Origin of the sequence: Actinomadura rubteroloni (assembly GCF_002911665.1) — a bacterium.
GTDB classification, from domain to species: domain Bacteria; phylum Actinomycetota; class Actinomycetes; order Streptosporangiales; family Streptosporangiaceae; genus Spirillospora; species Spirillospora rubteroloni.
The window spans coordinates 1678327-1691569 of sequence record NZ_MTBP01000001.1 but is presented as its reverse complement, the minus strand read 5'-3'; the positions used below and the strand labels follow the sequence as shown (position 1 = coordinate 1691569).

The window sequence follows — 13243 nt, the reverse complement described above, 5'->3', positions numbered from 1 at the left end:
GTCAGCTCAGGAGAACAGGTAGCGTCCGCAGTTCGGCCACTGGCCCTGCCAGCGTCCGCCGACGCGCTTGTAGAGGAGCTGCGCGCGGTAGGTCTGCTCGGCGGCGGGCGCGTCGCTCGGCTTGCCGCTCCCGCCGACCGACGCCCAGGACGACAGTGAGAACTGGTACAGCCCGTAATAACCGGCGGGGTTCACCGAGCGGGGGTTGCCGCCCGATTCGCACTTGGCGAGCCCGGCCCAGTTGAGGCCCGCGACCGACCCGCTGGACGCGGCCTGCGGCCCGACGGCCAGGATCTGCGCGACCGGCTTGCTCTTGACCTTCCTGGCGAGGACGATCTCGACCTTCTTCTTGCCGCGCCGCGCGAACGCCGTCTTCACGACCGTCACGCCGGGCTTGGCCTTGCGCAGCACCTTCTGCGTGAAGGGCGGGAGCTTCGCGTCCTTCTTCTTCACGACCGGCAGCGTCGTCTTCACGATCTTGGTCTTCGGCTTGGAGAGCAGCCGGGTGATCTTGATCGTCCGCTCGGCGGGCTGGTCGGCCGCCGGATCCACCAGGTCGTAGCGACCGAGCTTCACGCCGGCCTCGGCGAGGACCTGCGCGACGGTCGTCCCGGTGGTCTTGGCGACCCGCTTCTTCTTGTCGATCACGATCGCGACCTCGCGCGCCGCGGGCGCGGACGCGCGGGGCGCGTCGTTGACGGCCGCGGCCTTGGGCGGCGCCTTGGTGTCGCCGCACCCGGCCAGGGCGGACACGGCGAGCAGCGCGCCGAGGGCCGCGCGGTAGTGACGCACGATGGGGTTCCTCCAGAGGGCGGGCCGGGCGCGGGGACGCCCGTCTCGATCCGCCGAAGACTAGAGGCACCGGGCCCACGATCGCCACTTAACCCCCGAATCCGGTGGTCACCGGACGTCCGGGACGGCCTTTCCGGCGGCCTACCAGGGGCCGAAGACGCGTTCGCCGTTCGCGTCGATGGCCGCCGCGAGGTCGGCGACGTCCAGGCCCTTGACGTCGGCCATCAGGCGGAGCGTGTGCGGGATCAGGTAGGACGCGTTCGGCCTGCCCCGGCTCGGGACGGGCGTGAGGAACGGCGCGTCCGTCTCGACCAGCAGCAGCTCGGGCGGCGCGGCGCGCAGGGCGTCGCGCAGCGGCTCGGCGTTCTTGAACGTGACGTTCCCGGCGAAGCTCATGAAGTACCCGCGATCGGCGCACGTCCGGGCCATCTCGGCGTCGCCGGAGAAGCAGTGGAAGACCACCTTGTCCGGCGCTCCCTCCTGCTCCAGGAGGGCGAGCGTGTCGTCGTGCGCCTCGCGGTCGTGGATCACCAGCGCCTTGCCGGTGCGCTTGGCGATGTCGATGTGGGCGCGGAACGAGCGGTGCTGGGCGTCCTTCGGCGCCGAGTCCCGGTAGTAGTCCAGGCCCGTCTCGCCGACCGCCCGGACGTGCGGCAGCGCCGCCAGCGCCGCGATCTCCTCCAGCACCGCCGCCGTGACCCCGGCCGTGTCGTTGGGGTGGATCGCGACGCCCGCGTACACGTCGTCGAACTGGGCGGCCGTGTCGGCGCACAGCCGCGACGACTCCAGGTCCACGCCGATCGTCACCAGCCGCGTGATCCCGACCGCGCGGGCCGACGCGAGCTGCTCCTCCACCGGCAGCCCCACCAGGTCCAGATGGCAGTGGCTGTCGAACACCGGCGCGGGCAGCGCCTCCGGCAACGGCGGAAACGCGCTCATGTGGTCTCCAGGCGGGCCAGTTCCTCGTCCACGACGGACGTGTCGAGCTTGGTGAACAGCGGCGTCGGCTTGGTGAGCGGCACGCCCGGCCTGATGGGCACGGACTCCCAGCGCGCCTCGGTGCGGTAGTCGCCGGTGAGGATCGTGTAGTCCGGACCGCCGTCCTCCGACACCGTCTCCAGGCGCGGCATCCCGCTCCACACGCCCTCGCCGCCGAGCATCTCGTAGACCTTCTGGGACGAGTTCGGCAGGAACGGCGTGAGCAGGGACTTGGCGTCGTCCACCACCTGGAGCGCCACGTGCAGGATCGACTGCACGCGGTCGGGGTCGTCCTTGAGCTTCCAGGGCGCCTGGTCCGACAGGTAGCGGTTGGCGTCCCGGACGACGTCCAGCGCCTCGGTGATCCCGTTCTTGAACCGCGACCGCTCCAGCTCCGCGCCGACCCGGTCGAACGCGCCGCGGCTGCGGGCCAGCAGCGCCCGGTCGGCGTCGGTCAGCTCGCCCGGCGCGGGGATCGCCCCGACGTTCTTGGCCGCCAGGTTCACCGACCGGTTGACGAGGTTGCCCCACGCCGCGACCAGCTCGTCGTTGTTGCGGCGGACGAACTCCGACCAGGTGAAGTCGGTGTCCTGGTTCTCCGGGCCAGCGACCGCGATGTAGTACCGCAGCGCGTCCACGTCGTAGCGGGCGAGGAAGTCCTGCACGTAGATGACGACCTGCCGCGACGAGGAGAACTTGCGCCCCTCCATCGTCAGGAACTCCGACGACACGACCTCGGTCGGGACGTTCAGCGCGCCGAGCGCCCCGGGCGTCCCGTCGTTGCCGCCCTGGCCGCTGTAGCCGAGCAGCATCGCCGGCCAGATCTCGGCGTGGAAGACGATGTTGTCCTTGCCCATGAAGTAGTAGGAGAGGGCCTCGGGGTCCTGCCACCAGGCGCGCCACGCGTCCGGGTCGCCGCTGCGCCGCGCCCACTCCACCGACGCCGACAGGTACCCGACGACCGCGTCGAACCAGACGTAGAGCTTCTTGGCGGCGTTGTCGCGCCAGCCGTCCAGCGGGATCGGGACGCCCCAGTCCAGGTCGCGGGAGATCGCGCGGGGCTGCAGGTCGTCCAGGAGGTTCGTGGCGAACTTCAGGACGTTCGGCCGCCACTGCCCCTGCTTGCCCTTCAGGTACCGGCCGAGGACGTCGGTGAACGCGGGCAGGTCGAGCATGAAGTGCTCGGTCTCCACGAACTTCGGCGTCTCCCCGTTGATCCGGCTGACGGGGTTGATGAGGTCGATCGGGTCGAGCTGGTTGCCGCAGTTGTCGCACTGGTCGCCGCGGGCGCCGTCGTAGCCGCAGATCGGGCAGGTGCCCTCGATGTAGCGGTCCGGCAGGGTGCGCCCGGTGGACGGCGAGATGGCGCCCATCGTCGTCTTCGGGAAGATGTACCCGTTGTCGTAGAGGCCCTTGAAGACCTCCTGCACGACCGCGTAGTGGTTGCGGGTCGTGGTGCGCGTGAACAGGTCGTACGACATGCCGAGGCCGAGCAGGTCCCTGGTGATGACGTCGTGGTACCGATCGGCGAGCTGACGGGCGGTGACGCCCTCCTTGTCGGCCTGCACCTGGATCGGGGTGCCGTGCTCGTCGGTGCCGCTCACCATGAGGACCTGGTTGCCCGCCATCCGCTGGTACCGGGCGAACATGTCGCTCGGGAGGGCGAACCCGGAGACGTGCCCGATGTGGCGCGGCCCGTTGGCGTACGGCCACGCGGGCGCGGTGAGAATGTGGCGGCTGGTGGACGACATGCCACCAAGGTTAGAGGGCCGCGGACGGGGATCGGCACCGGATAACCGTCCCGCGTCGATAGCCTGACCGGGCGGACGAAAGGCGTCCGGCACGCGGAGGTGACGAACCGGAATGCTCCAGACCACGGCCCCCTCGGAATCCGAACGGGACACGCCGGCCCGCCCGCGCCTGCGGCGGATCGCGGGGCTGTCGGGCCTGGTCGCCGCGTGCGCGCTCGTCGCCCAGTGGGTCGTGAAGACCCCGCCTTTGTACTTCGACCCTTATTACGTGTGGCTCGGCGCGCGGGACTGGCCGCACATTCCGCTGAGCCAGTGGCCGTTCTCCGAGGTCCCGCACCAGGTGACGCGGATCGGTCTCGTCCTGCCCGCCCGGCTGGCGCAGGAGGTGCTCGGCGCGGGGACGACCGCTTATTACACGGTCGCTTTCACCGGCGGCTGTCTGTTCTTCGTCGGCACGTATCTGCTGGTGCGGTCGCTGTTCGGGGACGTGGCGGGGGTCGTGGCGTCCCTGTTGCTGCTCGTCCACCCGTTCTTCACGCTCACCAACCCGTACGGGCACGAGATCACGTGGTCGATGGGCGTGATGCTGCCCGACATGCCCGGCGCGGGGCTGTTCGCGATCGGGATGGCCGGGCTCGTCGTCGCGAGCCGCCGCACCGGACGCGCGCAGACCCGGATGCTGCTGCTCGCCGGGACGTGCCTCGGAACGTCGTTCCTCATCCGCGAGTTCCTGGCGTTCCTGTTCCTCGCCATCCCGGCGTACCTGGCGCTGCTGCGGATCCCGTGGCGGCGCAACGTCACGGTCGGGATCCCGATGGCGCTGATCCTCGCGTTCGACCTCGTCCACAACGCGCTGGTGTGGGGCGACCCGTTCGCCGGGATCCTGTCGGCCGCCGAGCACGGCGGCGTCTCCCGCGACTACGTGACGCGGCGGCTGGCGGCCGAGTCGTTCTGGCGCGCGATGCACGACTGGAACCCGCTCGGAACGGTCCTGGTCGGCGCGCTGGCGCTGACGGTCGTCGGCTGGATCGTCACGCGGGACCGGCGGCTCGCGCTGTGCCTGGTGTGGTTCTTCGTCCTGGCCGTCCCGCTGACGCTGTTCGCCGGGACGATCGACCCCGAGCACGTCACGCTGCGCGCCTGGCTGCTGCGGTACTGGTTCGGGGTGTTCCCGCCGCTGCTGGCCGGGGGCGCGGGGACGCTGATCCTTCTCGCGCCGCGCGTGCCCGTCCCGTTCCGCCGCGCCGGGGCCGTCGCCGGGGCGGCGCTGTGCGCGGTGTACGTCGTCGCGGCCGTGCGGGCGGTGCCGAGCCTGCCGCGCGACACGGCCTGGACCGAACTGCGCGGCTACCTCCAGGGACGCGACGACCTGCCCGTCCTGGTCGCCGACCGGCGCCTGGCGCAGACCCTGACCTTCTACACGCGCTCCCCCGGCGGCGACGTGCGGTGGCACGGGCGCATCGAGGACTTCCCGCACACGTCCCCCGGCCCCGCCCCGACGGACGCGCCGATGCTCTACACCCGGTGGCGCGGCCAGGAGTCGCAGATCCTCGGCGGGTGGCGGCCGACCGCGCAGGCGGGCTGGACGCGGCTGTGGCACTCGTCCGACGACGTCCTGGAGATCTGGACACCGCCGCGCTGACGCACCCGGTCGGCGGCGTTCGGAGCCGACGCGTCCGGGCCGTCCGCCTCGCGACGGTTCGGAGCTAACGCGTCCAGGCGACCCAGCCGGGGCCGTTCGGGTCGGCGCCGTGGCGGACGGCCGCGACGCGCCAGCCTGCGGGAGCGCCGCCCCGCCACGTCGTCGCGGGGGCCTGACGGCCGTCCCAGGCGGCGAAGACCAGGCCCACGTTCGTGGGCGGCGGCGAGTTCCAGCCGCCGTAGCCGGTCATGTCCGTCCACCAGACGCGGTAGCCGAGCGGCAGCCGGACGTCCCACGGAATGGACCAGTCGATCGCCACGGACGGGTGCGACCCGCGCGGCACGACGTCGCTGAGGTCGCTCACGGCGACGGAGTGCCTGTTGAGCGGCCCGGAGATGCGGTCCAGCGCCGTCGTGACGACCGTCAGCCCGAGCGCCGCGTAGAGCACCGCCACCAGCGCGGGACCGGAGCGGCGCGGACGTGACGCCAGCAGGGCCAGCCCCAACAGCACCAGCCCGGCGACGGTGGCGGGCCACAGCCGGAACTCCGTCCAGTTCCAGGTCAGCAGGGACGTCTCGGGGAAGTCGTAGGGCTGGTAGTCGTAGGTCGACAGCCGGTCCCCCGCGAACCGGTCCACGACCACCGCCGTCCCGACCAGGGCGAGGGCGGTCGCGGCGGCGGGCCACAGCACGTTCCGGCGCGGCGTCCGCAGCAGCGTCGCGACACCCACCGCGAACAGGATCGGCAGCATCATCGCCAGGTAGCGGGCGTAGACGTAGTTGCCGACGCGGTGCTCGTCCGGCAGCGCCGCCGACGTGGCCACCGCGACGCCCGCGACGATCCCGAGCAGCGCCAGCGCCAGCGCGCGCAGCGGTCCGGGCGTCCGCCGCCGCACCGCGACGCGGCCGATCGCCAGCAGCCCGAGCCCGGCCATGCCGCCGGTGATCGCGAGCTGGCACCAGAGTTGGCCGGTGGCGAGGCCGAGCGTCCAGCCCAAGCCGTCCGGGCTCGTCAGCCGGACGGCGAGGTTGTGCCCCAGCTTGTTGTCGCCGTGCGGGTACAGGACGGGCAGCAGCCGCGCGTTCATCGCCATCCCGGCGCCCGTCACCGCCGCCAGCGCGGCCAGCCCGGCCGCCTGCGCCCGCCACGGCCGCCACCGCAGCACCAGCGCGGCCAACAGCAAAGCGCCCTGCGCGGCGAGCAGCAGCACCCCGCGCGTGTGGCAGGCGTAGGCATATGCGGCGAGCACCGACGCGCCGGCCGCCTGCAACGACGCCGCGCGTACCGATCCCTTCCCCGTCAACCACGAATGGGCGCACAGCAGCCAGCCCAGCGTGACGACCGGGAGCACCGCGTCCGTCAGCGCGAACTCGGAGAAGAACAGCACCGCCGGCAGGACGGCCATGACGTGCCCGAACAGATACGCGCGGCGGCGCGTCAGCCCGAGCCGCCGCAACAGGACGTACCCGAGTGGCAGCATCAGCGCGCTGACCAGCGCGTTGATGACCAGCATGATCTCGTAGACGGTGTCGGGCCGGTGCGCGAGCCAGAACGCGGGCGCCAGCAGCAGCGGATAACCGCCGCGGTACACCGTCCCGTACGACAGGTCGGCGCCCGGACCGCCCGTCAGGACGCGCGCCGAGAACAGGTAGCCCAGCTCGTCCGGCGACGCCACCGGCATCGACTGCCCGCGCGAGAACCACACCCGCAACGCGACCTGCGCGACCCAGCCGAGCACCAGGGCGAGCGGCAGCCGGCGGACGGCGAGCGCGGCGAACCGGCCGCCGCGCGCGGGCGGGGCCTGTTCGGCGGCGCGGACGGGGGCGGAGGGCGAGAGGGTCACGGGCGGTCCACCGGGGGAGGGACGGCGTCCCGAACGCGCGGCCGGGCCGGGACGGGGAGCGGGAACATGACCGGCCCAGCGTGCCACGCGCTGATCGTCCGGCCGGTGGATCGGCCGAAACAGTCAGGAAGTTCTCGGAATCGCGGACCCATCGTGTCCACAACGTTACGGGACGTGCTGAAAAGACCGGGAACGTGGGTGTCACCGGTCGGCCGGACCCGGGGGGTGCAGCGGACGGTGCTCAGTCCCGCGCGGGCTCGGCGGCCGCGCCCTCGGCCGCGACCTTCTCCGCCGCCTCGTCCACGACGTCCGCGGCCTCCTCCGCCGCGTCCACCACGAGCGGGTGGCGGCGCCGGATGCCGAGGATGCTGACGAACAGCGACGCGAACAACTGCTGGAGGCTCATGACCAGCGCGGTCGCCGCCGGGACGACGATGCGCAGCGAGTGCCGCGGGTCCAGTTCGCCGAAGCTGTGGACGCGCCAGTGCATCAGCGACGCCACCAGGCCGCCGAGCCCGGCCAGGGCCAGCAGCCCGCCGAACACGAGCCCGCGCTCCAGGCTCCACCACCGCAGCAGCTTGCGGACGCGGGTGTCGTCGGGGAGGAACCCCTCCTCCATCGCGTACACCTTGGTGAGCAGCGCGAACAGCACGGCCTGGAAGCCGATGATCATCGCGGCGCCCGCGCCGACCAGCGTGTCCACGTCGAACGCGATGCTGCCGACGCGCACCGGGCCGAACGCCAGCGCGGCCCCGGCGACGAGCCCGACCGTCATGAAGACCAGGCCGGGGATGAGGAACAGCCAGCGCGGGCTGTACAGCATGAGGAAGCGCAGGTGGCGCCAGCCGTCGCGCCAGGTGTTGAGGTGCGGCGGGCGTGACCGTCCGTCCTGCGAGAGCGTGGTGGGACGCTCGCGGATGTCGTACTTGGCGAGCGTGGCCTTCACCACCATCTCGCTGGCGAACTCCATGCCGCCCGTCTGGAGGCCGAGCCGCAGGATCGACGCCTTGTTGAACGCCCGCAGCCCGCAGTGGAAGTCGCCGATCTTGCTGCCGAAGAACAGCCGGCCGACGAAGCTGAGGACGGGGTTGCCGAGGTAGCGGTGCAGCGGCGGCATGGCCCCGGACGCGATGCCGCCCTGGAACCGGTTGCCCATGACGAGGTCGGCCCCGTCGCGCAGGTCCTCCAGGAACGGTCCGAGGGTCGCGAAGTCGTAGGAGTCGTCGGCGTCGCCCATCGCGACGTACTTGCCGCGCGCGGCGCGGATGCCGCCCATGAGCGCGTTGCCGTAGCCCTTGTCGGCGACCGGGACGACCCGCGCCCCCGCCTCCCGGGCCAACTTCTGACTGCCGTCGGTGCTGCCGTTGTCGGCGATGACCACCTCGCCGTCGATGCCGGCCTCGTCGAAGAAGGCGACCGTCTTGCGCACGCACGTCGCGACGGTTTCGGCCTCGTTCAGACATGGCATCACTACGGAGAGTTCCACGCGATCTCCTTCGCTACCGCTGCGACCCTCTGCGGTAGTTTCGACTACGCTCGCTGTCTTGGCGCCCGCCCCCGGTGGGCGAGGACCGCACCGGCCGGACTCGCGGGGACCGCGAGCGGCACGCCAGGGGAACAAGCATAGGGGCACAGCCGCCTGGAAAGGTTGGAGCGGGTGACGCTCACCGGAAAGGGCACCGCCATCAGCGGAGACGCCACCGACGCGCCCGTCGCCGTCGCGCCCCCGGCCGCGCCGCGCGAGCGCGAGCGGACGGCCGCCGTCCGCGAGCGGGCCTCGGGGCTGTGGGCGCTGGTCCGGCGCCACCCGCTGTTCGCCGTGATCCTCACCGTCGCCGCGCTGCTGCGCGCCGACACCATGATCGGCTACACGCCGGCCATGTACTTCAACGACAGCTTCGACTACCTGCACGTGGCGATGAAGCCGTACCCGCACCCGCTGCGGCCCGACGGCTACTCGTTCCTGCTGCTCGTCCTGAAGCCGTTCCACAGCTTCGCGCTGGTGGTGTTCGTCCAGCACCTCATGGGGCTGGCGATGGGCGTGATGATCTACGCGCTGCTGCGGCGGCGGTTCCGGCTGCCCAAGTGGGGCGCGGCGCTCGCGACCGTCCCGGTGCTGCTGGACGCGTACCAGATCGAGCTGGAGCACCTCATCCTGTCCGACACCCAGTTCGCGTTCCTGGTGGTCGCGGCGGTGACGGCGCTGTTGTGGCGGGACAAGGCGACGTGGCGCCTCGGCGCGGCCGTCGGTTTCATCATCGGGCTGTCGTGGCTGACTCGGTCGGTCGGCGCGCCCGTGCTGCTGGGTGTGCTCGTCTACCTGCTGATCCGGCGGGCCGGCTGGCGGGTGCTGGTGGCCACGCTGGTGGCGTGCGCGATCCCGGTCGTGGCGTACATGGGCTGGTACCAGCTCGACAGCGGCAAGTTCGCGATCACCGAGTCGAACGGAATCTTCCTCTACTCGCGCGTCTACAAGTTCGCGGACTGCCACAAGATCGACAATCTGCCGGTCGAGGAAATGCCGCTCTGCACCGAGCCGCAGAACCGCCTCCCGAACTCGCAGGACGGCATCTGGAACGCCAAGTCCCCGCTCAACCGCTACCCCGGGACGCGGTTCAGTCCCGAGCAGAACGCCACCGCCAACGACTTCGCCAAGCGCGCGATCATCGCCCAGCCGGGCGACTACCTGCGCGTCGTCGCGCACGACTTCTTCCGCGTCTTCCAGTGGCGCCGGACGGTCTTCCCCGACCCCGCGACGTACGCGCAGTACGAGTTCGGCGCCCGCAGCGGGACGCTCCCCAACTGGCGGATGGACAGCGACTCCACCGCCGCCGACGAGGCCATCGCCTATGAGCACGGCGGCGCCCGCACCCGCGTGGTCGAGCCGTTCGCCGGGGTGATCCGCGGCTACCAGGACGTCTTCTACCTGCGCGGGACGCTGGTCGGCGCGATCCTGCTCGTCGGGCTCGCCGGGCTGCTCGTCATGTGGCGGCGGCTCGGCGGACGGGCGCTGCTGCCGTGGGTCCTTGCGACCGGGCTGCTGCTGGCCCCGGCGGCGACGGCCGAGTTCGACTACCGGTACGTCCTGCCCGCGGTGCCGCTGGCGTGCCTGGCGGCCGGGATGGCGTTCGCGCCGGCCGTCCGGTCGCGCGTGTCCCGGCCGCGGTGGCTCACCAGGCGTGCAGGCGCCTGAGCCGGCTCATCAGCCGCGGGTCGCCGTCGTGGCGTGAGCGCGGGACGGCCGGGCTCCGCTGGTACGGGGCCGAGTAGAGGTTCCCGCTGTGGCAGTCCGGGCAGTCGTGCCCGGTCCACGGCGGGACGCACGGCCGTCCGTCGCTCTGGTAGACGGTCGCGGCCCGTCCGTCGTGGACGACGTCGAACTGCTCCTGCCAACGCGTGCCGCAGTTCTGGCACTCGTAGGCCCACGCTTCGTGGCTCGTCCACGTCTCGCGCATGGCCGCCACCCCCCTTGTGAGACCGCCACTCCCCTTCCCCGGTTCGTTATTACCGGCCCGGCCGGACACATGCCCGAAAAGTCCGGTTTATTTGTGGGCGACCACGGCGTCGTACACGACGCGCTTCGGAACGCCGTTCTCCTTGGCGATCGCGGAGATCGCCTCTTTCCTGGGCGTCCCTTGGGCTTCGCGTGACGCGACGGCGGCGGCCAGCTCCTCCGGATCGGTGATCGCCCCGGTCTCCTGGGCGCCGCCGACCACCAGCGTGATCTCGCCGCGCGCGTTCTCCTCCGCCCACGCCGCCAGCTCGCTGAGCGGGCCGCGCCTGACCTCCTCGTAGGTCTTGGTCAGCTCGCGGCAGACGGCGGCGGGACGGTCCCCGCCGAACGCCTCCGCCATCGCCGTCAGCGTCACCGCGAGCCGGTGCGGGGCCTCGAAGAACACCAGCGTGCGGGGCTCGGCGGCCAGCGCGGCGAGACGGCGCGCCCGCTCCCCCTGCTTGCGCGGCGGGAAGCCTTCGAAGCAGAACCGATCGGTGGGCAGACCCGACATGATCAGCGCGGTCGTCACGGCGGACGGTCCGGGGAGCACCGACACGCGGACGTCCTTCTCCACGGCCGCCCGCACCAGCCGGTAGCCCGGATCGGACACGCCGGGCATCCCGGCGTCGGTGATCACCAGGACGTCGCGGCCGGCGAGCAGCTCGTCCAGCAGCTCGGCGGCGCGGGCCGTCTCGTTCTGGTCGTGGTACGACACGATCCGTCCGGTGGGCGCGACGCCGAGGTCGCCGGTCAGGCGCCGCAGCCGCCGGGTGTCCTCGGCCGCGATGACCGGGGCGGTCTCCAGGGCGGCGCGCAGGCGGGGGGACGCGTCGTCCGTCCGTCCGATCGGCGCGGCGGCGAGCAGCAGCGTTCCCGTGTCCTCGTTCACCCGGCCATTCTCCCCGCTGGGTTATCCACAGGCCAATGCCGCGATGTCGCTCCGGCGCCGCCCGCCCCTACGATGTCGGAATGGCCACGACGGACTACGCACCCGCCGGGGACCCTCCCCTCGGACGGTCCCGGCCCCGCACGCTGCGCGACTGGGTCGTCCCGCCGGTCCCGGGCGACGCGCTGCGCGGCTGGCTGGGCCCGCTGCTCGTGACGCTGTTCGCGGGCGTGCTGCGCTTCACCGGGCTCGGGCAGCCGAAGGCCGTCGTGTTCGACGAGACCTACTACGCCAAGGACGCGCTGTCCCTGCTGCGGTTCGGCTGGGAGCACAACACCGCCAAGGACGCCGACAAGGCGCTCATCGCGAACCCGCACGCCTACATCTGGTCGGACGGGCCGTCGTTCGTCGCCCATCCCCCCGTCGGCAAGTGGATGATCGCGATCGGCGAGCAGATCTTCGGGGCGACGCCGTTCGGGTGGCGGTTCGTCCCGGCGCTGGCCGGAACGCTGTCGGTGCTGATCCTGTGCCGGGTCGCGCGGCGGATGACGGGCTCGACGCTGCTCGGCTGCGCCGCCGGGCTGCTGCTCGCGGTGGACGGCCTCGCGTTCGTGACGAGCCGCGCCGCCCTGCTCGACGTGTTCGTCATGTTCTGGGTGCTGGCGGGCTTCGCCTGCCTGGTCGCCGACCGCGACCGTTCGCGGCGGCGGCTCGTCGAGAAGATGGAGGCCGGGCACGCGTCCCGGTCCGGCCCGTTCCTGCTGCACGGCTGGCGGATCGCGGCGGGGGTGTGCCTCGGCCTCGGCCTCGGCACCAAGTGGACGGCCGTGTTCTACATCGCGGCGTTCGGTGTGATGGTCCTGCTCTGGGACGTCGGCGCCCGCCGCGCCGCCGGGGTGCCCGCGCCGTGGGCCGGGATGCTGCGGTGGGAGGCCGGCCCGGCGTTCCTGCAGTTGGCCGTCGTCGGCGTCGTGACGTACTACGCGACGTGGTGGGGGTGGATCTTCAAGGCCGGCGGGTGGGGACGCGGCGAGGTGTCGTCCAATCCGCTGTGGCGCCCGTTCGAGGCGATCCCCCGGCTGTACGAGTACAACAAGGAGATGCTGAGCTTCCACACCGGGCTGGAGGCCAAGCATCCGTACCAGTCGTGGCCGTGGAACTGGCCGATCCTGAAACGCCCGGTGGCGTTCTACTACACCGAGCCGAAGAACTGCGGGGCGGCGCGGTGCTCCCGCGAGATCCTCGGCATCGGGACGCCGGCGCTGTGGTGGGGGGCGGCGCTGGCGCTCGTCCTCGTGTTGTTCCTGTGGATCCGGATGCGGGACTGGCGCGCGGGCGCGATCCTGCTCGGCTACGGCGCGGGCTGGGTGTCGTGGTTCCCGTCGGCGTTCCAGCACCGGACGATGTTCCTCTTCTACACGACGCCGATGATCCCGTTCATGTGCCTGGCGCTCGTCCTGGTCTTCGGCTACCTGATCGGCCCGGCGCCGAAACCGGGCGTGCTGACCGCGCCGGACGCCTCGTCGCGCCTTCCCTCGCCGTCGGCGCGGCGGCTGGTCGGCGCGGCCACGGCGGGCGCGTTCGTCCTGGTGGTGCTGGTGAACTTCGCCTACTTCTACCCGATCTACTCGGCCAAGATCATCCCGTACGACTCCTGGCACGCCCGCATCTGGTTCGATAGCTGGATCTGAACTCCCGGTCACGGTCCGGAGTCGATCGGGGACCGCTGAGCTGCGCTTTCGGGGCCACGGCTGCGGACGGTGACCGGACGGGCTTTCGCGAACGTTCACGGCTCCCTCATATCGACGCCACGCGGCGGGCCGGGCGGCGCTCTAGCTTCATCGGGCCGGATGAA

The 13243-nt window shown here is 71.9% G+C and carries 10 protein-coding genes; 3 read left to right on the top strand and 7 right to left on the bottom strand.

All coding sequences use genetic code 11. The features are described 5' to 3' along the window. Positions 1-6 precede the first annotated feature (6 nt). From BTM25_RS07480 to metG, 3 genes are all read right to left on the bottom strand, one after another. Positions 7-792 (bottom strand): resuscitation-promoting factor, encoded by a 786-nt coding sequence (locus tag BTM25_RS07480; RefSeq protein ID WP_103561969.1) that lies wholly within the window; start codon positions 790-792, stop codon positions 7-9. 141 nt (positions 793-933) lie between these two features. Further along, a complete protein-coding gene (locus BTM25_RS07475; RefSeq protein ID WP_103561968.1) occupies positions 934-1731 on the bottom strand; it encodes a TatD family hydrolase in 798 nt (265 codons plus the stop codon). Beyond that, positions 1728-3521 carry a methionine--tRNA ligase gene (metG, locus tag BTM25_RS07470; RefSeq protein ID WP_103561967.1) on the bottom strand — a complete coding sequence of 598 codons (1794 nt, stop codon included), beginning with the start codon at positions 3519-3521 and terminating at the stop codon, positions 1728-1730. Before metG ends, BTM25_RS07475 begins: the two co-directional genes overlap by 4 nt. 112 nt (positions 3522-3633) lie before the next feature. On the opposite strand from metG, the gene BTM25_RS07465 reads away from it, so the two are divergent. Further along, positions 3634-5163, top strand: a complete 1530-nt coding sequence (locus BTM25_RS07465) for an ArnT family glycosyltransferase (protein WP_103561966.1) — start codon at positions 3634-3636, stop codon at positions 5161-5163. Between the two features lie 64 nt (positions 5164-5227). On the opposite strand, the gene BTM25_RS07460 is transcribed toward BTM25_RS07465, so the two are convergent. Together BTM25_RS07460 and BTM25_RS07455 are read right to left on the bottom strand one after the other, a co-directional pair. Further along, entirely contained in the window at positions 5228-7006 is a 1779-nt protein-coding gene (locus BTM25_RS07460; protein ID WP_103561965.1) for a hypothetical protein, read from the bottom strand. A 241-nt stretch (positions 7007-7247) separates the two neighbouring features. Beyond that, a complete protein-coding gene (locus tag BTM25_RS07455) occupies positions 7248-8492 on the bottom strand; it encodes a glycosyltransferase family 2 protein (protein ID WP_235828281.1) in 1245 nt (414 codons plus the stop codon). 171 nt (positions 8493-8663) lie between these two features. On the opposite strand from BTM25_RS07455, the gene BTM25_RS07450 reads away from it, so the two are divergent. Next, positions 8664-10199, top strand: coding sequence for a hypothetical protein (locus BTM25_RS07450; RefSeq protein ID WP_103561963.1), 1536 nt, complete (start codon positions 8664-8666; stop codon positions 10197-10199). Here the strand turns inward: BTM25_RS07450 and BTM25_RS07445 are convergent. Both BTM25_RS07445 and rsmI read right to left on the bottom strand, forming a co-directional pair. Continuing rightward, positions 10177-10461 (bottom strand): hypothetical protein, encoded by a 285-nt coding sequence (locus BTM25_RS07445; protein ID WP_146058999.1) that lies wholly within the window; start codon positions 10459-10461, stop codon positions 10177-10179. The two genes, BTM25_RS07450 and BTM25_RS07445, sit on opposite strands and share 23 nt — an antisense overlap. A gap of 87 nt (positions 10462-10548) precedes the next feature. Next, entirely contained in the window at positions 10549-11391 is an 843-nt protein-coding gene (gene rsmI / locus BTM25_RS07440; RefSeq protein ID WP_103561961.1) for a 16S rRNA (cytidine(1402)-2'-O)-methyltransferase, read from the bottom strand. Between the two features lie 80 nt (positions 11392-11471). On the opposite strand from rsmI, the gene BTM25_RS07435 reads away from it, so the two are divergent. Beyond that, entirely contained in the window at positions 11472-13079 is a 1608-nt protein-coding gene (locus BTM25_RS07435) for a dolichyl-phosphate-mannose--protein mannosyltransferase (RefSeq protein ID WP_103561960.1), read from the top strand. Positions 13080-13243 lie beyond the last annotated feature (164 nt).